Origin of the sequence: Qaidamihabitans albus (genome assembly GCF_016464705.1) — a bacterium.
GTDB classification, from domain to species: Bacteria; Actinomycetota; Actinomycetes; order Mycobacteriales; family Pseudonocardiaceae; genus Qaidamihabitans; species Qaidamihabitans albus.
The window spans coordinates 115,519-135,918 of the sequence record NZ_JAEHOB010000009.1; the positions used below are offsets into that span (position 1 = coordinate 115,519).

The following is a 20,400-nucleotide window of genomic DNA, read 5'->3' on the forward strand; positions in this document are numbered from 1 at the left end:
CTCCAATCCGTACCGCGCGCTTCCCACCACACACTAAGCGCTCGCTTACAATCTTCCCATGACGATGTCGCTGACGACCGAGCTGTGGCCGGATGTGCAGCCGGAGGCGGCCCGCCGGCTGATGCTGGCCGGGGTCGAGTCCTTCGCCCGGCGCGGCTACCACGCCACCACCACCCGCGACATCGCGGGCAGTGCGGGGATGAGCCCGGCCGCCCTGTACGTCCACTTCCCTTCGAAGGCGGCACTGCTGTTCGCGATCAGCCGCAGCGGGCACGAGCAGGCGCTCGCGCTGGTGGAGAACGCCGCCGCCGACGCCGACACACCGTCCGCAGCCCTGCGCGCGATCGTGGAGCGCTTCGTCGCCTGGCACGCCCGCAGGCACACGGTGGCCAGAGTGGTGCAGTACGAGCTCGGCGCACTGCCCGAGAAGGAGTACGAGGTGGTCGCGGGCCTGCGCAGGCGCATCGAGGACATCGTGCGCGAGCTCGTCGTCGCCGGTGTCGAGTCGGGCGACTTCCGCACGGCGGACGCCAAGACGGCCGCCCGTGCCGTGCTCTCCCTCGGCATCGACGTCGCGCGCTGGTACACCGACCGGGCGTCGATGACGCCGGACGAGCTCGGCAAGGAGTACGGCGAGCTGGCCCTGCGGATGCTCGGCGGCACACCCGGTTGATCGCGGCGCACACTCACCTCCAGACGACTCCCGGCGCGGCGACATACTAAGCGGTCGCTCACGCAGGCGCCACCCCGCCGCGCCGGGAGCGGCTTGTTGCCCGCGCGGCGGAGTCGGCCGAGAGTGAGCGGATGGACGACACAGACACCACCCGCATGCTGGCCACGGCGCTGGAGCAGGCGCGGACCGGTCGGGCCGAGGGCGGCGTCCCGGTCGGAGCCGCGCTGTTCGGCCCGGGCGGCGAGCTGCTGGGCCGGGGCCGAAACCGGCGGGTCCAGGACGGCGACCCGGCCATGCACGCGGAGACCGCGGCATTCCGTGCCGCCGGACGGCGGCCGCACTACCGGGACACCGTGATGGTGACGACGTTGTCGCCGTGCTGGTACTGCAGCGGGCTGGTACGCCAGTTCGGCATCGGCCACGTGGTGATCGGCGAGGCGCGGACATTCTCCGGCGGGCACGACTGGCTCGCCGAGCACGGCGTGCGGATCACCCTGCTCGACGATCCCGAGTGCGCCGAGCTGATGGCCGGGTTCATCGCCGAACGGCCCGAGCTGTGGTTCGAGGACATCGGCGCCGACACTCACCTCTCGTGAGTGCGCACGCGAGCCAGAACACGGTTCCTCACTCACGACCGGTGATCAAGGCGCCGGCGCTCGCGCGGCCTGGCGAGGGGATTGTCCATCCACAGCGGACAAAACAAATGGCAAGGAGTTTGCGTACTCCCTGCCATTCTCAATGTATAGCACGACAGGGGGCTTGCGGCAAGACCCGCGTCGTGCCGCAGAATCCTCCGGTCGAAACCAGAAACGACGCGGGGGGTAGCGAGTGCTTGATACTGACAGCAGTGTGGCGAGGTCTCTCCCGCCCGACTGCTACGTGCTGGGTCTTCAGGAGATCGACCAGACGCAGGTCGCGCTGGTTGGGGGCAAGGGCGCGCAGCTGGGGGAGCTTTCGCGGGTCGAGGGCATCCACGTGCCGGCCGGCTACTGCGTGACGACGGACGCCTTCCGGCGGATCATGGCGGAGGTGCCGTCGATCGACGATCTGCTCGATCAGCTGTCGCGCCTGAACCCGGACGACCGGGACGCGATCCGACCGCTCAGCGCCGAGATCCGCAGCAGCGTCGAAAGGGTCCACATCCCTGATGATCTGGCGGCGGCGATCACACGCCCGCTCGCCCGGCTCGAAGAGGAAGCCGCCTACGCCATGCGATCCAGCGCGACCGCGGAGGACTTGCCGACGGCTTCCTTCGCGGGCCAGCAGGACACGTACCTGAACATCGTGGGGCCGGCGGCGGTCCTCAGGCACATCCGCCGATGCTGGGCCTCGCTCTTCACCGACCGAGCCGTGACCTACCGCCTGCGGAACGGCTTCGACCACCGCAAGGTCCGCATGGCCGTGGTCGTGCAGCAGATGGTCTCCTCGGACGCCGCAGGCACCCTGTTCACAGCCGACGCCGTCACGTCGAACCGGAAGGTCGCCACCGTGGAGGCCGGCTTCGGCCTCGGCGAGGCGCTGGTCTCCGGCCTGGTGAACGCGGACGTCTACCAGGTGCGGGACGGCGAAATCGTCGAAAAGAGGGTCGCCACGAAGCAGCTCGCCATCGAAGCCTCGCCTGGAGGCGGGACGCAGGAACGGGCGATCGAGCTCGAGTTGCAGGAACAGCCGGCGCTGACGGACGCGCAGGCCGTGCAGCTCGCGCAGCTGGGCCGGCGGATCGAGGCGCACTTCGGCCGCCCGCAGGACATCGAGTGGTGCCTCGCGGGCGGCGGCTTCCAGATCGTCCAGAGCCGGCCGATCACCACGCTGTTCCCCGTTCCGGAGGTCGACGACGGCGAGAACCACGTCTACGTCTCCGTCGGTCATCAGCAGATGATGACCGACGCCATGAAGCCCCTCGGGCTCTCCGTGTGGCTGCTGACGACCCCTGCGCCGATGGTCGAGGCCGGTGGGCGCCTGTTCGTCGACGTCACCCGGGGCCTGGCGGCACCAGCGAGCCGCGACGGATACCTCGATGCCCTGGGGAAGTCCGATCCGCTGATCAGGGACGCGCTGCAGACGGTCCTCGACCGCGGCGACTTCGTCCCGTCGCTCCCGGACGAGGGTACCGGCGGGCCGCCTGCCGGCGGCGCGCCGGCTCCGATCGAAACCGATCCGGCAATCGTTGCCGAGCTGATCGCGCGCAGCCAGGAATCCATCGCCGCCGTGAAACGCGACATCCGGACGAGGTCCGGATCGGAGCTGTTCGACTTCATCCTGGAGGACCTTCAGGAAGTGAAGCGGCTCCTGTTCGATCCGCGGAGCCATCAGGTGATCACGGCGGTGATGGACGCGACGTGGTGGCTCAACGAACAGCTGCAGGCGTGGCTGGGCGAGAAGAACGCGGCCGACACACTCACGCAGTCCGCGCCCGGCAACGTCACCTCGGAGATGGGGCTCGCGCTCCTGGACGTCGCGGACGTGATCCGCCCGCGTCCGGCTGTGGTGGCCTTTCTCCGGACCGTCGAGGACGACGGCTTTCTGGACGAGCTACCCAGGCTTGCAGGCGGGCGGGAGGCGCGAGACGCGATCCTCGCCTACCTCGACAAGTACGGCATGCGCTGCGTCGGCGAGATCGACATCACCAGGCCGCGGTGGAGCGAGCGCCCCACCGCCCTCGTTCCCGTGCTTCTCGGCAACATCGACAACTTCGAGCCGGGCGCAGGCGAGCGGCGCTTCGCACAAGGGCGGCAGGAGGCGTGGAAGAAGGAACAGGAGGTGCTCGAGCGCCTGCGGGCCCTGCCGGACGGAGAGCGGAAAGCCGAAGAGACCAAGCGGATGATCGACCGCCTCCGCACCTTCATCGGGTATCGGGAGTACCCGAAGTACAGCATGATCAGCCGCTACTTCGTGTACAAGCAGGCGCTGCTGGAAGAGGCCGAACGGCTCGTGCGGGACGGTGTGCTCCGGGAGAGGGAGGACATCTACTACCTCACGTTCCAGGAGCTCCACGACGCCGCACGCACGAGACAGGTGGACGACGAGCTCATCCGCCTGCGCAGGGAGGCGTTCAGGGCGTATCAGGCGCTCACACCACCCCGGGTGCTCACGTCGGACGGTGAGGCCGTCGCCGGGGCGTACCGACGCGAAGACGTGCCGGCGGGCGCGCTGGTCGGTTTGCCGGTTTCCAATGGCAACGTCGAGGGGCGGGCCCGCGTCGTCCTGGACATGACGGAGGCCGATCTCGAAGCGGGCGACATCCTGGTCACGACCTACACGGACCCCAGCTGGTCGCCCCTGTTCGTCACGATCAAAGGCCTTGTCACGGAGGTCGGCGGCCAGATGACCCATGGCGCCGTGATCGCCCGGGAGTACGGCTTGCCGGCCGTCGTGGGTGTGGAGCGTGCCACCCGCCTGATCCGGGACGGGCAGCGGATCCGCGTGAATGGAACGAACGGGTACGTGGAGATCCGGTCCTAGACGTTCGGCCACGGACTCCTGGATGCCACCGGACAACCGGATTCCGGTCGCAACCCGTGAGGACGGCTGGCAGCTGCTTGCCCGGAATGGCAAGGTTCGACCAACTGGACCCGGGCGCGATGATTTCTGCAGCCGTCTCCGGTCAGCACGTCAGAGCCGATCCATCCGAGCCCGGGAGGAACCGTGACCGAGAAGACCGCCAGCGCCCTGCCCACAGTCGTCGACCTGCAGACCTGGCAGGCCGCGCTCGACGATCTGCGTATGCGGGAGAAGGCCGCCACCCGTGAACTCGACGCCATCGCCGCACAACGCCGCAGACTGCCGATGGTCGAGCTCCCGGACTACACGCTGATCGGTCCGGACGGCCCCATCCGACTGGTCGACGTATTCGGCGGGCGCTCCCAACTCATCGTCTACAACCACATGTGGTCCGACGGCGCGGAGTGGCAGTGCGGCGGCTGTACAGGGCTGACGTCGCAGTACGTCCGGCTGGGCTTTCTCGACAACTACGATGCCCGCTTCGTCATCGTCACCAACGGGCCCATCGAAGAAGCGCTGGCTTACAAGACCAAAGTCGGCAACAAGATGGACTGGTACTCGTCGTCGGAGAGCTCGTTCGGCGCCGACGTAGGCGCGCCCCCCGGCGCGGGCTTCGCGGTGAACGTGTTCCTCCGCGACGGCGACAAGGTCTACCGCACCTGGCACACCGACGGCCGCGGCACCGAACAGCTCAGCTACACCTTCGCGTTGATCGACATCCTGCCGTGGGGCCGCCAGGAGGAATGGCAGGATTCACCCGATGGCTGGCCGAAGTCGCCCACCTACTCCAAGTGGCTCGACTCCCCCGATGTCGCACGGCTCTACGGCCCGAACGGAGGCTGACGTGACGGCAACGAAGCCTTCGCGCCATGGCCACCTGCCGATCAACGGTCTGAGCCTCTATCACGAAGTGTATGGCGAGCTCGGCAAGTCGAGAACGTCTCCGTTGCTGCTCATCCCTGGCGCTTTCATGGCGACCGACTCGATGAGGTCGTGGGTGTCCGCCTTCGCGGGCACGCGCGCCGTGATCGTCTTCGATCAGCAAGGGCACGGCCGCACCCCGGATACCTCGCGCAGGATGTCTTACGAGCAGTTCGCCGACGACGCCGCGGCGTTGCTGCGCGCGTTGCAGGTCGAGCGCGCGGATGTGATGGGTTACTCCCAAGGCGGTGGGGTCGCGCTGCAGCTCGCGCTCCGTCACCCGGCGCTTGTCGGCAAGCTGGTCTCGCTGTCCGCCACCTACCGCCAGGACGGCTGGTACCCGTCGGCGCTGGAGGGCATCGCGGGTCTCAGCGCCACAGCGTTTGCCGGTACGCCCGTCGAGAAGGCGTTCAAGGAGCACACGCCGGACGCCACGGCGTTCGACGCCTACCTCGAAAAGATGAAGGTCCTGGGCATCGACGACCAGAACATCAGTGACGCGCAGATGCGTTCGATCTCCGCGAGGACGATGGTCATCGTCGGTGACGCGGATGCCGTGAAACCGGAGCATGCGCTGGCGATGTTCAGGCTACGCGGTGGTGGCGGCGAGGAAGCGGCAGCGTCGGGGATGCTGCAGAAGGTTCCGGCCGCGCGCTTGGTGATTCTGCCGGCGACGTCGCACCTTGGCATCTCGGGGGAGTCAGCGGTACTGGTGCCGATGGTGAGTGCGTTCCTCGATGACGTGCCACCGGTGATGCCGGATCTCTTCTAGAGCCTGTCCTTGATCCCACGGAGGCGCGGCGTTGCCTGGTCACCTCTCGTGAGTGCGCACGCGAGTTAGAACACTGTTACGCACTCACGACCGGTGGACTGCGGAAACAGCGCGCCCTGGTCCGTTCCAGCAGGTTCGAAGACAGCCTCTTAGGCTTCGCCCGCCGCACGGCGGAGCGAGATCGCCCCTGCCGCTTCGGCAATAGAACCCGGTTGCCACTCACGAGCCGCCTGGGTGTCCTGACCTGAGCGGTCAGGACACCCTAGGCGGACCTCGGTGCCGCGCCACGGGTCGCCACGGTCGGTTCGAGGATCTTCGCCCACTGCCGGGCGATCTGGCGCCGCCGCTTGGTGTCGTCGGTCAGCAGGTTGGCCAGCCCGAGCCCGCGGGCGAGGTCGAGAGTGGCCTGGACCGTCTCCCGCACGCCCGGCCGGGACTCGTCCGCGCCCAGCAGTTCGACGGCCACCCGGTGCGCTTCCCGGCCGACCCTGGCCTCCAGCGGCACGAGCGCGGCGCGCAGCTTCTCGTCGGTCGACGCGGCGACCCACAGGTGCAGCGCGGCGCGGAACATCCGCCCGGTGTAGAGGTCGAGCAGCATGTCGGCGACCGGCCCGGCCCGCGAGGGGCCCTCCGGCAGCGCGGCAGCTCGCTTGCGCAGCTCGACGATCTGCTCCTCGCCGACGAACTCCACGGCGGCCGCGACCAGGTCCTCCCGCGTCGGGAAGTGGTGCTGCGCGGCACCCCGCGAGACACCGGCCCGCTCGGCGATCACCGCGACCGTGGTGCCGTTCCAGCCACGCTCGCCGAGGCACTCGACGGCGGCGTCCACCAGCCGCCGCCGGGTGGTCCTGCTGCGCTCCTGCTGTGGTTGCCGCATCGTCAGGCCGGGTCGACCCAGAAGTCCAGCTGCAGGTCCTCTTCCCGCCCGCCGATCCGGTAGCCGGACAGGTCGGTGACGCCCGCGGCGGCCAGCACCTCGTCGTCGATGAAGAACCTGCCGGTGGCCTCCGTGCTCGGCTTGGTCAGGATCGCGTACGCCGCGTCCGCCATGATCTCCGGTGTCCGTGAGTGGCTCGCGAGCTGCTCGCCGACGACGTTGCGGATGGCGGCGGTGTCGATGGTGGTGCGCGGCCACAGCGAGTTCGCCGCGATGCCGTCGGCCCGCAGCTCCGCCGCGAGCCCCACCGTCACCAGGCTCATCGAGTACTTCGCGATGCTGTACGCGAGATGACCCGCCTGGAACCACTTCTCCTCGAGCCGGATCGGCGGCGACAGCGTCAGCACGTGCGGGTTGCGCGCCTGCCGCAGATACGGGATCGCGGTCCTGGACAGCAGGAACGAACCCCGTGCGTTGATGTCCTGCATCAGGTCGTAGCGCTTCATCGGGATCGACTCCGACGGGGTCAGATCGATCGCGCTCGCGTTGTTGACCACGATGTCCACGCCGCCGAACTGCTCGGCGGTCCGCGCCACGGCGGCCTCGACCGCCTCGTCGTCGCGGATGTCGCCGACGATGGGCAGCGCCTTGCCACCGGCCTGCTCGATCGCCTTCGCGGCCGTGTAGATCGTGCCGGGCAGCTTCGGGTGCGGCTCGGCGGTCTTCGCGATCAGCGCGACGTTCGCTCCGTCCCGGGCTGCGCGCACCGCGATCGCCTCGCCGATGCCGCGGCTGCCGCCGGACATGATCAGCGTCTTCCCCGCCAGCGTGCTCACCATCTGCTCCTTGTTACTTATCAGTAGGACTTGGGCAGGCCCAGACTATGCTGCGCGACGAAGTTCAGCACCATCTCCCTGCTCACCGGGGCGATGCGGCCGACCCGGACCGCCCCGATCAGCGTGCCGAGCCCGTACTCGGACGCGAGTCCGTTGCCGCCGTGCACCTGAACGGCCTGGTCGACGGCCTTGATCGCCACCTCGGCGCCCGCGTACTTCGCCATGTTCGCCGCCTCCCCCGCGCCGAAGTCGTCACCGGAGTCGTACAGCGCCGCGGCCTTCTGGGTCATCAGCTTGGCCAGCTCCAGCTCGATCTTCGCCTGGGCGAGCGGGTGGGCGAGCCCCTGGTGGGAGCCGATCGGAGCGCCGAACACGCTGCGCTCCTTCGCGTAGCCGACCCCCTTGTCGAGGGCGTAGCGGGCGATCCCGAGGGAGAACGACGCGCCCATGATCCGCTCCGGGTTGAGCCCGGCGAACAGCTGCGCGATCGCGGCGTCCTCGGAGCCGACCAGCGCGTCGGCGGGCAGCCGCATGTCGTCGAAGAAGAGCCCGAACTGCTTGTCGGCGGAGACGAGGTCCATCTCGATCTCCCGGTACTCGAGGCCCGGCGTGTCGGTCGGCACGATGAACAGCGCGGGCTTGAGGTTGCCGGTCCGCGCGTCGTGCATCCGTCCGACGACGAGCACGGCGTCCGCCTCGTCGACGCCCGAGATGTAGACCTTGCGGCCGCTCAGCACCCAGCCGCCGTCCTCGCGCCGCGCGGTGGTGGTGATCCGGTGTGAGTTCGAGCCCGCGTCCGGCTCCGTGATGGCGAAGGACATCCGCACCCGGCCGCTCGCGAAGCCGGGCAGCCAGTGCTTCTTCTGTTCCTCGGTGCCGTACCGCGCGATCACCGTCGCGCAGATCGCGGGCGAGACGACCATCAGCAGCATCGGCGTGCCTGCCGCGCAGAACTCCTCGCACACCGCGGCGAGGTCGCCGATCCCGGCGCCACCGCCGCCGTACTCCTCCGGCACCGCCACGCCGAGGTAGCCGAGCCTGCCCGCCTCGTCCCAGAGCTCGCTGGTGTGCCCGCCGCCGCGGGCCTTCTCGAGGTAGTACTGGTGGCCGTAGCTGCGCCCGAGCTCGGCCACGGCCTTGCGCAGCGCCTGCCGCTCCTCGGATTCGACGAAGTTCATTCCCGCTCCTCTGTGCCTGTCACCACGGCGAGTACCGCGCCTTGCTCAACCTGTTGTCCTACCGTGACGGGAAGCTCGGTGACGACGCCGTCTGCGGGCGCCGCGATCCGGTGCTCCATCTTCATGGCCTCCAGCCACAGCAACGGTGCGCCCGCCCGCACGGTGTCCCCTTCGGACACCGCGACCCTGAGCACCGAGCCGGGCATCGGCGCCAGCAGCGATCCGGCCGCCGGCACGGCGTCCGGGTCGGTGAACCGCGGCACCGGCAGCAGGCTCACCGGGCCGAGTGGCGAGTTCACGCCGACGAGCCCCGGGTACCTGCCGATCTCGAAGGTGCGGCGCACCCCGGCCACCTCCAGCACCACGCGCTCCCGGGCGGCCTCGACGAGCGCGACGTCGTCGTAGCCGTCGGCCCAGAGGCCGGAACGGGTGAACCGGTAGCGCACCTCGTACTCGGAGCCGCCCGCGGTGTAGGTCTTGCGCTGCGGCGGCGAGTCCACGTTGCGCCAGCCGCTGGGCAGCCCGCCGAGCACCACGGCCCTCGCCCGGTTGTCCGCCGCGTCGGCGAGCGCCGCGGCGAGCGCCGAGAGCCGCACCGCCCGCTCGTCCGCCAGCGGCGCTGCGAGCGTGTCCAGCCCGTGCCGGTCGAAGAACGAGGTATCGGTGTCGCCGGCCAGGAACTCCGGCTGCCGCAGCACGTTGACCAGCAGGTCGCGGTTGGTCTCCACGCCGTGGATCCGCGCGCGGGCCAGCGCACCGGCCAGCGCGCGGGCCGCCGCGCGGCGCTCCGGCGCCCATGCGATCACCTTGGCCAGCATGGGGTCGTAGTGCACGCCGACCACCGAACCATCGGCGACCCCGCTGTCCAGCCGGAGGCCGTACGCCCTGGGCACGGTGAACTCCGCGGTCACACCCGGTATCTCGAAGCGGTGCATCGTCCCGCTCTGCGGCTGCCAGCTCGCGGCGCCGTGCTCGAAGGTCACGGTCTCCGCGTAGAGCCGGACCTCGATGGCGTGACCCTTCGGCCGCGGCGGCTCGGCGGGAAGCCGCCCGCCCTCGGCCACCGTGAGCTGGAGGGCGACCAGATCGAGCCCGGTCGTGCATTCGGTGACCGGGTGCTCCACCTGGAGCCGGGTGTTCATCTCCAGGAAGAAGAACTCGCCGTCGCCGGTGGCGAGGAACTCGACGGTCCCCGCACCCACATAGCCGATCGCGGTCGTCGCCTGCCGCGCGGCGGCGAACAGCCGCTCCCGCATCGCGGCGTCCACCAGCGGAGAGGGAGCCTCCTCGACGACCTTCTGGTGCCTGCGCTGGATCGAGCACTCCCGCTCGCCCACCGTCCACACGGTGCCGTGGGTGTCCGCCAGGACCTGGACCTCGATGTGCCGACCGGTGTCGAGGTAACGCTCGCAGAACACGGTGGGATCGCCGAAGGCCGATGCCGCCTCGGCACCGGCGCCGCGCACGGCCTCGGCCAGCTCGCCGAGCTCGCGCACCACCCGCATGCCGCGGCCGCCGCCCCCGGCGGAGGCCTTGACCAGCACGGGCAGGTCGTCCTCGGTGACCTCGGCGGGGTCGAGCTCGGGCAGCACCGGCACGCCCGCGTCCGCCATCAGGCGCTTAGACCCGACCTTGGAGCCCATCGTCTCGATGGCCTCGGGGGACGGGCCGACCCAGGTAAGGCCCGCGTCCAGCACGGCCCGGGCGAATCCGGCGTTCTCCGAGAGGAACCCGTATCCAGGGTGCACCGCGTCCGCTCCGGCGTCGGTGGCCGCCTTCACGATCAGGTCGCCGCGCAGGTAGGTGTCCGCGGGCGAGTCCCCGGGCAGCCGGACCGCCGCGTCCGCCGACGTCACGTGCGGCGCGCCGGCGTCGGCGTCGGAGTGGACGGCGACCGTGCCGATACCGGCGTCGCGGCAGGATCGGAACACGCGCAGAGCGATCTCTCCACGGTTGGCGACCAGCAGGTTCTCGATCGCGCTGGGGGTCGGATTCAACACAGCCTCACATCCGGAAGACGCCGAAGCCGGTGCCGTCGAACTGGGCACCCCTGACAGGGTTGTTGTGGATCGCGGAAAGGCAGAGCCCGAGCACGGTGCGGGTGTCACGCGGGTCGATCACCCCGTCGTCGTAGAGCCGCCCGGACAGGAACATCGGCAGTGACTCGGCCTCGACCTGCGACTCCACCGCCGCCCGCATCGCGGCGTCGGAGTCCTCGTCGTAGGGCTGGCCCCGCCCCTCGGCGGCGGCGCGGGCGACGATCGAGAGCACCCCGGCCAGCTGTTGCGGGCCCATCACCGCGGACTTGGCACTCGGCCAGGCGAACAGGAAGCGCGGATCGTAGGCGCGGCCGCACATGCCGTAGTGTCCCGCGCCGTAGGAGGCGCCGATGAGCAGCGAGATGTGCGGCACCTTGCTGTTCGACACGGCGTTGATCATCATCGCGCCGTGCTTGATGATCCCGCCCTGCTCGTAGCTCTGCCCCACCATGTAGCCGGTCGTGTTGTGCAGGAACAGCAGCGGCGTGTCGGTCTGGTTGGCGAGCTGGATGAACTGCGTCGCCTTCTGCGACTCCTCGCTGAACAGGATTCCGCGCGCGTTCGCCAGCACGCCGACCGGATGGCCGTGCACCCTGGCCCAGCCGGTGACGAGGCTGTTGCCGTAGAGCGGCTTGAACTCGTCGAACTCGGACCCGTCCACGACCCTTGCCAGTACCTCGCGCGGGTCGAACGGCACCTTGAGCCCGTCCGGCACCACGCCGAGCAGGTCCTCCTCGGGGTAGCGCGGCGCCGTCGCGGCCGCGGGCGCCTGCCCGTGCTTGCGCCAGTTCAGCCGGGACACGATCCGCCTGCCGATCCGGATCGCGTCCGGCTCGTCGCGGGCGAGGTAGTCCGCGAGACCCGACGTGCGCGCGTGCATGCCGGCACCGCCGAGCGACTCGTCGTCCGCCTCCTCTCCTGTCGCCATCTTGACCAGCGGCGGGCCACCGAGGAACACCTTCGACCGCTCCTCGATCATCACCACGTAGTCGGACATGCCCGGCACGTACGCGCCTCCCGCGGTGGAGTTGCCGAACACCAGCGCGACCGTTGGAATGCCGGCCGCCGACAGCCGCGTGAGGTCGCGGAACAGCCGGCCGCCCGGGATGAAGATCTCCTTCTGCGTCGGCAGGTCGGCACCGCCGGACTCGACCAGGTTGATGACCGGGAGCCGGTTCTCCAGTGCGATGTCGGAGGCGCGGAAGATCTTGCGCGTCGTCCACGGGTTGCTCGCGCCGCCCCGCACCGTGGGGTCGTTGCCGATGATCATGCACTCGACACCCTCGACGACGCCGATGCCGGTAACGGCGCTGGCCCCGACCTGGAAGTCGCTGCCCCAGCCGGCCAGCGGGGACAGCTCCAGAAACGGCGAGTCCTCGTCGAGCAGCAGCTCGATGCGCTCGCGCACCAGCAGCTTGCCGCGCTTGCGGTGCCGGGCGACGTACTTCTCCCCACCGCCATCGACGGCCTTGGCGTGCTCGCCGGCCAGTTCGTCCAGCTTGGCGAGCATGGCCTCGCGGTAGGCGGTGAACTCCGCACCCGAAGTGTCCAGAGTGGACCTCAGTGTCGTCACGACGTGTACCCCAATCGCTTCGCCGCCAGCCCGGCGAGGATCTCGTTCGTGCCGCCGCCGATGCCGAGGATGCGCATGTCGCGGTAGTGCCGCTCCACTTCGCACTCGCTCAGGTAGCCGAGGCCGCCGTGCAGCTGCACCGCCTCGTCGACCACCCACTCGCCCGCCTCGACGGCCGTGTTCTTCGCGAAGCACGCCTCGGCGATGACCTCCTCGCCCGCGACGTGGCGCAGCGCCACCTCACGGACGTAGGTACGGGCGACGTCGACCCGGCGCGCCATCTCGACCAGCTTGTGCTGCACGAGCTGCCGGGAGATCAGCGGCCTGCCGAAAGTCTCCCGCAGGCGGCACCACCCGACGGTGAGGTCGAGGGCGCGCTGCGCGGTCGCGTACGCCTGCACGGCCAGGGAAAGCCGCTCGGTGACGAACTGCGTCGCCACCTGCGCGAAGCCGCTGTTCTCGGCGCCCACCAGGTTCTCGACCGGGACCCGGACATCCACATAGGACAGCTCGGCCGTGTCCGAGCAGTGCCAGCCCATCTTCGCCAGCTTCCTGGTCACGCCGAAGCCGGGCGTGCCGCTCTCCACGACGAGCAGCGAGATCCCGTGCGCACCCTGCTCCCCTGTCCGTACCACGGTGGTGACGAAGTCCGCCCGGCAGCCCGACGTGATGAACGTCTTGGACCCGTTGACGACGTAGTGGTCGCCCTCCCGGCGCGCGGTGGTGCGCACCGAAGCGACATCCGATCCGCCGCCGGGCTCCGTCACGGCGAGCGAGCCGATCTTCTCGCCGGTCAGCGCGGGCCGGACCCAGCGCTCGATCTGCGCCGCGTCACCGGCCTCCGCGATGTGCGGTACCGCGATGCCGCAGGTGAACAGCGACGCGACGAGGCCGCCCGAGCCACCGGCGTAGTGGATCTCCTCGGCGACGGTGAGCGCGTCGAGATAGTCGCCGCCACCGCCACCGACGTCCTCCGGGAACGCGACCCCGAGCAGCCCGATCTCACCGGCCTTGCGGTGCAGGTCCCTGGGCAGTTCACCGGCCCGCTCCCAGTCGTCGAGGTACGGCAGCACCTCGCCCTCCATGAAGCGGCGCACGGTCTTGCGCAGTGCCGCCCGCTCTGGGGTGGCGAACCGATCGCTCACAGCAGGACCTCCGGAATCTCCAGGTACCGGCCGCGCAGCCACTCGCCGAGGGCCTTCGCCTGCGGGTCGAAGCGGGCCTGGGCGGCGACGCCCTCGCCGAGCAGCCCTTCGACGACGAAGTTCACCGCACGCAGGTTCGGCAGCACGTGCCGGGTGACGGGCAAGCCCCCGGTCTCCGGCAGCAGGCGGCGGAACTCCTCGACGGTGAGCGCGTGCGCGAGCCACCGCCACGCCTTCTCCGAGCGCGCCCAGACCCCGACGTTGGCGCTGCCGCCCTTGTCGCCGCTGCGGGCACCGGCGACCGTGCCGAGTGGCACTCGTCGCACCGGCCCCGGCGGCAACGGCTCGGGCGGCGCCGGTTCGGCCGGATCGGCCAGCTCCCTGGTCTCGCCCGGCGGCGGCACGTCCACCCGGCCGCCGTCCGGCAGCACCGCGACGTGCGGCACCTCCCCGGCGTCCACGAACGAAGCCGTGTAGACCCCGTAGGGCGAGGCATCCGACGGCGGCGCGGTGACGTGGAAGCCCGGGTAGCTGGCGAGTGCCAGCTCGATCGCGGCACCGCTGAACGCGCGCCCCGCCACCTTCGCGTCGGCGTCCTTCACTGCGCAGTGCAGCAGCGCGCTCGCCCGCTCTTCGGTGTCGGCGTCCTCGTGGTCGGTGCGGGCCAGCGTCCAGCGCAGCTCGGCGGGCGGGTTCGCCCGGAGCGCGGTCTCCAGCTGCTCGCGCACGAGCGCGGCCTTGGCCTCGATGTCGAGGCCGGTGAGCACGAAGGTGACCTCGTTGCGGAACCCGCCGAGGCTGTTGAGGCCCACCTTGAGCCGCGGGGGTGGCGGCTCACCGCGCACCCCGCTGATGCGCACCCGGTCCGGGCCGTCCTCGCCGAGCACGAGCGTGTCGAACCTCGCGGTCACGTCCGGGCCCGGGTAGCGGGCGCCGCCGACCTCGTAGAGCAGCTGCGCGGTGACCGTGCCCGGCGTGACCACTCCGCCGGTGCCCTCGTGCTTGGTGATCACGCTCGACCCGTCGGCGTCGATCTCGGCGATCGGGAAGCCCGGCACACCGATCCGGTGCTCGGTGAAGAACGCGTAGTTGCCGCCGGTCGCTTGCGCGCCGCACTCGATGACGTGGCCGGCCGCCACCGCACCGGCCAGCGCGTCGTAGTCCTCGCGCGCCCAGCCGTAGTGTGCCGCGGCCGGACCGACGACCACCGAGGCGTCGGTGACCCGCCCGGTCACGACCACGTCGGCGCCGCCGCGCAGGCACTCGGCGATCCCCCACGCGCCCAGGTAGGCGTTGGCGGTGAGCGGCGTCCCCAGCCCGAGCTCGCCGGCTCTCGGCAGCAGGTCGTCGCCCTCGACATGCGCGATCGCGACGTCGACCCCGAGCCGGCCCGCCAGCTCCCGCAGCGCGCCGGCGAGCCCGGCCGGGTTGAGTCCCCCCGCGTTGGCCACGATCTTGACGCCCTTGTCGGCGGCCAGCCCGAGATCGCCCTCGAGCTGACGCAGAAAGGTCTTGGCGTAACCGCGGTCCGGGTTCCTGAGCCGGTCGCGGCCGAGGATGAGCATGGTCAGCTCGGCGAGGTAGTCGCCGGTGAGCACGTCGAGCGGGCCGCCGGTGAGCATCTCGTGCACGGCGGAGAACCGGTCGCCGTAGAAGCCGGACGCGTTGCCGATCCTGATCGTCACGAGAACTGCCCCGCCCTGCGCCCTGGCCCCGGCACGCCCGCGAAGGCCTGCGCGATGCCGAGCCATTCCGCGGCACCGGCCCCCTCGGCGCGCAGATCCGTGTCGGCCGGGTGGCGGCGCTGGGTCACGACGAGGCAGAAACCGAGCGCGCTGCCGGTCACGCGCTGCCCGGCGTCCTCCGGGCCGAACGACCAGCTGCTGCCGTCCGGCGCGGTGAGCTCGACGCGGAACTCCTCGGCGGGCGCTGTCAGCGAGCGCAGCTGGAAGGCGAAGTCCCTGGTGCGCACGCCGAAGCGGGCGATGTGCCACAACCGCGCCGAGGGCGTGCGCCGGGCGCCGAGCGCGTCGGCGACGTCCTGGCCGTGCGCCCAGGTCTCCATCATCCGCGCGGTCACCATCGAGGCGGGGCTCATCGGCGGCCCGAACCACGGCACCTTCGTGCCCGGCGGGACGTCGGCCAGTGCGTCGGCGAGCCGTGCCCTGCTCTCCCGCCAGGCGGCGAGCAGCTCGGCCGGGGGTTTCGAGGCCCCCTCGGCGGCTCCCTCGTCGACGTAGCCGGGTCCCGAGGCCAGTGCCCGCCGTGCCTCGGCGGCGAACCCCTCGGGCTCGCGCGCCGCGACGAGCGCCTTCTCGTCGGTCCACGCCAGGTGCGCGATCTGGTGCGCGATCGTCCACCCCTTGGCCGGTGTCGGCCGGGCCCATTCCACCCCGGGCAGGCCCGCGACCAGGTCGTCGAGCTCCTGACTCTCGTCTGCCAGGTCGCTCAGGATCGGACCGAGATCCGCCACGCCAGCACCTCCTCGCGCCGTTGCGGCGAGCGTGGCACCCGGCCACGGAAAAATCAAGCACACATGATTGTTTTATCTTGTTGACAGATTGCCAGCAAGGTTCGGATGGAATACGGTCGGCACAACGACACACCGTGGGAGACGCCGTGCCTGACTACGCCGACATCACGTACGAGGTGGCCGACCGCATCGCCACCGTCACGCTCGACCGCCCGGAGGCACGCAACGGCTACACCGTGCGGATGGCCGACGAGCTGGCCGACGCCTTCGACCGGGCCGACCGGGACGACGAGGTGCGCGTGGCCGTGCTGACCGGGGCGGGCGACAACTTCTCGGTGGGCGCCGACCTGTCGGAGGGCGGCTTCGACTTCGACCAGACCGGCCCGGACGCGCACTGGCAGGAGCCTGCGGGCCGGTGCTCGAAGCGGATCTACACGATGAACAAGCCGGTGATCGCGGCGATCCGCGGCGCCGCGATCGGCGGCGGCGTCACGATCACGCTGTCCGCCGACTACCGGCTCGCGGCCACCGACGCCCGGTTCGGCTTCGTGTTCGTGCGGCGCGGCATCTACCCGGAGGGGGCCTCCGCCTGGTTCCTGCCCCGGCTCGTCGGGCTGGGCCGCGCCATGGACTGGATGATCAGCGGGCGGGTGTTCGACGCCGAGGAGGCGCGGGCGGCCGGTCTCGTGCACTCGCTGCATCCGCCGGAGCGGCTGCTCGAAGCGGCCTACGAGCTGGCCGCCGACCTGGCCGCGAGCACCGCGCCAGTCTCGGTCGCCGTGACCCGGCAGCTGCTCTACCGGATGTCCGGGGTGGACACCCCGTTTCCGGTGCACGAGCTGGACTCCCAGCTCATCGCGAGCATCCCGAGCAACCCGGACGCGATCGAGGGTGTCATGTCGTTCCTGCAGAAGCGGCCGCCGGAGTTCACCCAGCGGGTCGGCGACGGCCTGCCGGAGTTCCTGCCCTGGACCGAGGAGCGCTGACCATGCCCGGGTACCCACCGGAGCCCTGGAACCTGGCAGGCCAGGCGTACCTGTCCGCGTGGGCCGTGCCACTGGCCGAACTGCCCCGGGTACCCGGCGGGGTGTCGCCGGTGACCGCAGGCGGCCGCGCGATCGTGTGCACCGCGTGGATCGACTACCAGCCGCACGGGCAGCTCTCGTACCACGAACTGCTCTCCGCCGTGGTGCTCCGGCGGGGCCCGCGTGCCACCGCGACGATCACCGAGATCTGGGTCGACAGCGAGATCTCCCTCGCGGGTGGCCGGGAGCTGTGGGGCATCCCGAAGGAGCTGGCGACCCTGGAGTTCCGCCACGGCCGCGGGTTCGCCGGTGCCGCGAGCACCCCCGGCGACTGGATCGCGACGGCGGCGTTCGTGCCGCGCGGCCTGCCGCTGCCGGGTCCGCCGGTGAGCTTCTCGATCGCCCAGGCCGTACAAGGGCGGGTCCTGGTCAGCGATGTGCGCTCGACCGGTCGGCCACAGGCCGCCGCCGCCAACTGGAAGGTCAACGCTGACGGCCCGCTCGGCTACCTCGCCGGCCGCCGCCCGCTGCTGAGCCTGCACCTGAAGGACTTCCGGATCCGCTTCGGCGGCTGAGCACGTCCGGCTCGTGAGTGCCCACGCGAGTTCTAACTCGTGTGCGCACTCACGACCGGCTCGCCCGCGGACTGGTTCCCTTCCAGCGGTTGAAGGCGTGGATGAAGCTCGACGCCTCGGCGTAGCCCAGCCGGTAGGCGATCTGCTCGACCGACAGCGCGCGGGTGGCGAGCAGCTCCTCGGCGAAGGCCTCGCGCACCTCGTCGACCAGGGCGCGGTAGCTGGTGCCCTCGGCGGCCAGCCTCCGCCGCAGTGTCCGGCCGGTCATGCCGAGCCCGGCGGCGATGCTGTCCATGTCCGAGCGCAGCCCTTCGGCGGCGAGCAGCCTGTCCCGCACCAGCCGCGCGACGCCCGTCCGCTCGCGGCGACGCGTGAGCAGCTCCCGGCACTGCTGCTCGCACAGCGCGGCGGTGTGCTCGTTGGCCTGCGGCATCCGGCGCGCGAGCAGCTCCCGCGGGAACACCACACCGCTGCTCTCCCCGCCGAACTCGGGCACCGTGCCGAACACGTCGGCGTACGGCGCGACATCCGCCGGCTCCGGCAGCCGCAGCCGCACCGCCCTGGCCGGCAACGGCGTGCCGAGCAGCTCCCGGATCAGCGTGAAGATCGCCGCCATGTCCCGGGTGAGCAGGAACGGCCGCACGTCGGCCGGCACGGCCTCGTCGTGACAGCAGAGCTGGGCGAGGTCGGTACCGTCACGCAGTTCCGGAACGCAGAACACGAACGTCAGCTCCACGTAGCGCAGTGCGACCTCCACCGCGTCGCGGACGGTGCCGCTGCTGATGACCGCGTAACCCCAGATGCCGTAGGACGTCGCGTGGTAGCGCTGCCCCGCCGCGAGCCCGAGCGCGGCCGGGTCGGCGCCGCTCGCCCGCAACAGGTTGCGGACGACGGCGAGCTCCTGATGGGCCTCGACCTGTGCGAGCGGGTCGCGGACGGCGTCCGCGCCGATCCCCGTGCCGCGCAGCACTCGCTCGGCCGGGATGCCCAGCTCCGAGGCGAAGTCCACGAGCAGCACCACTCCCCCGACACCGCGTGGGAAGTCCCAGTCGGTCACCGGGGGCCGTCGCACGTCTCCGTTCACCACCACGTGTCCGAAAGTATCAATATCTTGTCCGGCCCGCCGCTGGAGGAGCGCGGCCCCCCGACCTAGCCTTCGAGCCATGACGACCGTGAACTCGTCCAGGGAGGCCGTCCGTACCACCGCGCTCGTCATCGGCGCGGGCTTCGGCGGCATCGCGATGGCGATCGAGTTGCGCCGCGCGGGCATCCACGACTTCGTGATCCTGGAGCGGGCGGACGACCTCGGCGGCGTCTGGCGCGAGAACACCTATCCGGGCGCGGGCTGCGACGTCCCCTCGCCGCTGTACTCGTTCTCCTTCGAGCGCAACCTCGCCTGGCCCCGGCGCTACGCGGCCCAGCCGGACATCCACTCCTACCTCGGCCGGACTGCGCGCAAGTACGGCGTGACCGGGCACATCCGGTTCTCCACGGAGGTCGCCTCCGCGGAGTTCGACGAGACCGGCGCCCGCTGGCACGTCCACACGGCGAACGGCGAGGAGTACTCCGCGCAGGTCCTCATCCCGGCCACCGGGCAGCTGTCCCGGCCGGCGTTCCCCACCATCCCCGGCATCGAGACCTTTCGCGGCCGCTCGTTCCACTCCGCCGAGTGGGACCACGACTGCGAGCTCGACGGCAAGCGTGTGGCGGTGATCGGCACGGGGGCGAGCGCCATCCAGTTCGTGCCGGAGATCCAGCGGAAGGTGGGGCGGCTGACCGTGTTCCAGCGGTCGGCGCAGTACATCCTGCCCAAGCGCGACCATGCCTACCGGAGCTGGCACCATCGGCTCTTCCGCACCGTGCCGTTGCTGCAGACGCTCGACCGCGTCAGCTTCTGGCTCTACGCCGAGTTCGCCCAGCAGTGCCTGTCGAAGTGGCAGTGGATGGTCCCGGTGTTCAAGAGACAGGCGGAGAAACACCTGCGCGAACAAGTGCGGGACCCGGAGCTACGCCGGAAGCTGACGCCCGACTACGAGATCGGGTGCAAGCGCGTGCTGTTCAGCAACGACTACTATCCGGCGCTCACGAGGTCCGATGTGGACCTGGTGACCGAGGACATCGCCGAGATCACGCCGGACGGCGTGCGGACAGCCGACGGTACTGAGCACCCGGCCGACGTCATTGTCTACGGCACCGGATTCGCCGCGCTGGAACTGCTGGCCCCGATCAAGATCCACGGGCTGGACCACCGGCCGCTGTCGGAGGCATGGAGCGAGGGCGCCCGCGCGCATCTCGGTATCACGGTGCCCGGATTCCCCAACATGTTCCTGATGTACGGCCCGAACACCAACCTCGGCGGCGGCTCCGTCGTCTACATGCTGGAGAGCCAGGCACGCTACATCCGCGACGCGGTGCGCCGGCTCGCCGCGCGCCCGGGCCGCTACCTCGACGTGCGTCCCGAGGCGGAGCGCCGCTGGGACACCGAGGTGCAGCGGCGGCTCGGCCGCTCGGTGTGGACCCGGTGCAGCAGCTGGTACCGCAACGAGCACGGCCGGGTGGTGAGCAACTGGCCGGGCCGCACCGCCGAGTACCGCAGGCGCACCCGCAGGCTCGACCCGGCCGACTTCCGCGCAGGCGCGCCGGGGGCCGCCGGTATCTGACCCGTTCGGGCGAGGTGTCGTAGAACACGTCGACACGCCAGCATGTTGGGTCCCGTGCGACTGCCGACCCCAACATGTAGTCTTCGGGCACCTCGTGGGCGGTGGACCGCGTTGCCGCGGCCCGGCGCGCTCGCGAGCTTCGACACCTCGTC

The 20,400-nt window shown here is 70.7% G+C and carries 17 protein-coding genes; 8 read left to right on the forward strand and 9 right to left on the reverse strand.

Features of this window, described 5'->3' with window-relative positions; genetic code table 11:
- Nucleotides 1–58 precede the first annotated feature (58 nt).
- The 5 genes from JAP66_RS18730 (at nucleotide 59) to JAP66_RS18750 (ending at nucleotide 5,867) form a co-directional block, all read left to right on the forward strand.
- Nucleotides 59–673 (forward strand): TetR/AcrR family transcriptional regulator, encoded by a 615-nt coding sequence (locus JAP66_RS18730; protein ID WP_199433079.1) that lies wholly within the window; start codon nucleotides 59–61, stop codon nucleotides 671–673.
- A gap of 131 nt (nucleotides 674–804) precedes the next feature.
- Nucleotides 805–1,269 (forward strand): nucleoside deaminase, encoded by a 465-nt coding sequence (locus JAP66_RS18735; protein WP_235999131.1) that lies wholly within the window; start codon nucleotides 805–807, stop codon nucleotides 1,267–1,269.
- Between the two features lie 253 nt (nucleotides 1,270–1,522).
- Entirely contained in the window at nucleotides 1,523–4,135 is a 2,613-nt protein-coding gene (gene rph / locus JAP66_RS18740; protein WP_199433080.1) for a rifamycin-inactivating phosphotransferase, read from the forward strand.
- Between the two features lie 183 nt (nucleotides 4,136–4,318).
- The gene (locus tag JAP66_RS18745) at nucleotides 4,319–5,017 is read left to right on the forward strand and encodes a DUF899 domain-containing protein (protein ID WP_199433081.1); all 699 of its coding nucleotides are present in this window, start codon (nucleotides 4,319–4,321) and stop codon (nucleotides 5,015–5,017) included.
- 1 nt (nucleotide 5,018) lies between these two features.
- Nucleotides 5,019–5,867 carry an alpha/beta fold hydrolase gene (locus JAP66_RS18750; protein ID WP_199433082.1) on the forward strand — a complete coding sequence of 283 codons (849 nt, stop codon included), beginning with the start codon at nucleotides 5,019–5,021 and terminating at the stop codon, nucleotides 5,865–5,867.
- 262 nt (nucleotides 5,868–6,129) lie between these two features.
- On the opposite strand, the gene JAP66_RS18755 is transcribed toward JAP66_RS18750, so the two are convergent.
- Genes JAP66_RS18755 through JAP66_RS18790 form a run of 8 tightly spaced genes read right to left on the reverse strand, consistent with a single transcriptional unit; the run spans nucleotide 6,130 to nucleotide 15,988 of the window.
- Entirely contained in the window at nucleotides 6,130–6,744 is a 615-nt protein-coding gene (locus JAP66_RS18755) for a TetR/AcrR family transcriptional regulator (protein WP_199433083.1), read from the reverse strand.
- Nucleotides 6,745–6,746: 2 nt separating this feature from the next.
- Nucleotides 6,747–7,580, reverse strand: a complete 834-nt coding sequence (locus tag JAP66_RS18760; RefSeq protein ID WP_199433084.1) for an SDR family oxidoreductase — start codon at nucleotides 7,578–7,580, stop codon at nucleotides 6,747–6,749.
- A gap of 20 nt (nucleotides 7,581–7,600) precedes the next feature.
- Complete coding sequence (locus JAP66_RS18765) at nucleotides 7,601–8,758, reverse strand: acyl-CoA dehydrogenase family protein (RefSeq protein ID WP_199433085.1); 1,158 nt, start codon at nucleotides 8,756–8,758, stop codon at nucleotides 7,601–7,603.
- Complete coding sequence (locus JAP66_RS18770) at nucleotides 8,755–10,758, reverse strand: acetyl/propionyl/methylcrotonyl-CoA carboxylase subunit alpha (RefSeq protein WP_307849618.1); 2,004 nt, start codon at nucleotides 10,756–10,758, stop codon at nucleotides 8,755–8,757. The genes JAP66_RS18765 and JAP66_RS18770 overlap by 4 nt, the downstream gene beginning before the upstream one ends.
- A 4-nt stretch (nucleotides 10,759–10,762) precedes the next feature.
- Nucleotides 10,763–12,370, reverse strand: a complete 1,608-nt coding sequence (locus JAP66_RS18775; protein WP_199433086.1) for an acyl-CoA carboxylase subunit beta — start codon at nucleotides 12,368–12,370, stop codon at nucleotides 10,763–10,765.
- A complete protein-coding gene (locus tag JAP66_RS18780; protein WP_199433087.1) occupies nucleotides 12,367–13,515 on the reverse strand; it encodes an acyl-CoA dehydrogenase family protein in 1,149 nt (382 codons plus the stop codon). Before JAP66_RS18780 ends, JAP66_RS18775 begins: the two co-directional genes overlap by 4 nt.
- On the reverse strand, nucleotides 13,512–15,200 hold the full coding sequence (locus JAP66_RS18785) for an acyclic terpene utilization AtuA family protein (RefSeq protein WP_307849619.1): 1,689 nt from the start codon (nucleotides 15,198–15,200) through the stop codon (nucleotides 13,512–13,514). Before JAP66_RS18785 ends, JAP66_RS18780 begins: the two co-directional genes overlap by 4 nt.
- Nucleotides 15,197–15,988 carry a TIGR03084 family metal-binding protein gene (locus JAP66_RS18790; RefSeq protein ID WP_199433089.1) on the reverse strand — a complete coding sequence of 264 codons (792 nt, stop codon included), beginning with the start codon at nucleotides 15,986–15,988 and terminating at the stop codon, nucleotides 15,197–15,199. Before JAP66_RS18790 ends, JAP66_RS18785 begins: the two co-directional genes overlap by 4 nt.
- Before the next feature lie 146 nt (nucleotides 15,989–16,134).
- Here JAP66_RS18790 and JAP66_RS18795 point away from each other — a divergent pair, with 146 nt between their 5' ends.
- On the forward strand, nucleotides 16,135–16,974 hold the full coding sequence (locus tag JAP66_RS18795; RefSeq protein ID WP_199433090.1) for an enoyl-CoA hydratase-related protein: 840 nt from the start codon (nucleotides 16,135–16,137) through the stop codon (nucleotides 16,972–16,974).
- Nucleotides 16,975–16,976: 2 nt separating this feature from the next.
- Nucleotides 16,977–17,588, forward strand: coding sequence for an acetoacetate decarboxylase family protein (locus tag JAP66_RS18800; protein WP_199433091.1), 612 nt, complete (start codon nucleotides 16,977–16,979; stop codon nucleotides 17,586–17,588).
- 49 nt (nucleotides 17,589–17,637) lie between these two features.
- Here JAP66_RS18800 and JAP66_RS18805 read toward each other — a convergent pair whose 3' ends face one another.
- Complete coding sequence (locus JAP66_RS18805; protein ID WP_199433197.1) at nucleotides 17,638–18,645, reverse strand: AraC family transcriptional regulator; 1,008 nt, start codon at nucleotides 18,643–18,645, stop codon at nucleotides 17,638–17,640.
- 106 nt (nucleotides 18,646–18,751) lie between these two features.
- On the opposite strand from JAP66_RS18805, the gene JAP66_RS18810 reads away from it, so the two are divergent.
- Nucleotides 18,752–20,248: a flavin-containing monooxygenase gene (locus tag JAP66_RS18810; RefSeq protein WP_199433092.1), complete on the forward strand. Its 1,497-nt coding sequence runs from the start codon at nucleotides 18,752–18,754 to the stop codon at nucleotides 20,246–20,248.
- Nucleotides 20,249–20,400: the final 152 nt, after the last annotated feature.

Excerpts from the sequence above, each read along its gene's own strand:
- JAP66_RS18765 (WP_199433085.1), bottom strand. The coding sequence starts at position 8,758 with ATGAACTTCGTCGAATCCGAGGAGCGGCAGGCGCTGCGCAAGGCCGTG.
- JAP66_RS18810 (WP_199433092.1), top strand. The coding sequence starts at position 18,752 with ATGACGACCGTGAACTCGTCCAGGGAGGCCGTCCGTACCACCGCGCTC.
- JAP66_RS18800 (WP_199433091.1), top strand. The coding sequence starts at position 16,977 with ATGCCCGGGTACCCACCGGAGCCCTGGAACCTGGCAGGCCAGGCGTAC.
- JAP66_RS18730 (WP_199433079.1), top strand. The coding sequence starts at position 59 with ATGACGATGTCGCTGACGACCGAGCTGTGGCCGGATGTGCAGCCGGAG.
- JAP66_RS18755 (WP_199433083.1), bottom strand. The coding sequence starts at position 6,744 with ATGCGGCAACCACAGCAGGAGCGCAGCAGGACCACCCGGCGGCGGCTG.
- JAP66_RS18735 (WP_235999131.1), top strand. The coding sequence starts at position 805 with ATGGACGACACAGACACCACCCGCATGCTGGCCACGGCGCTGGAGCAG.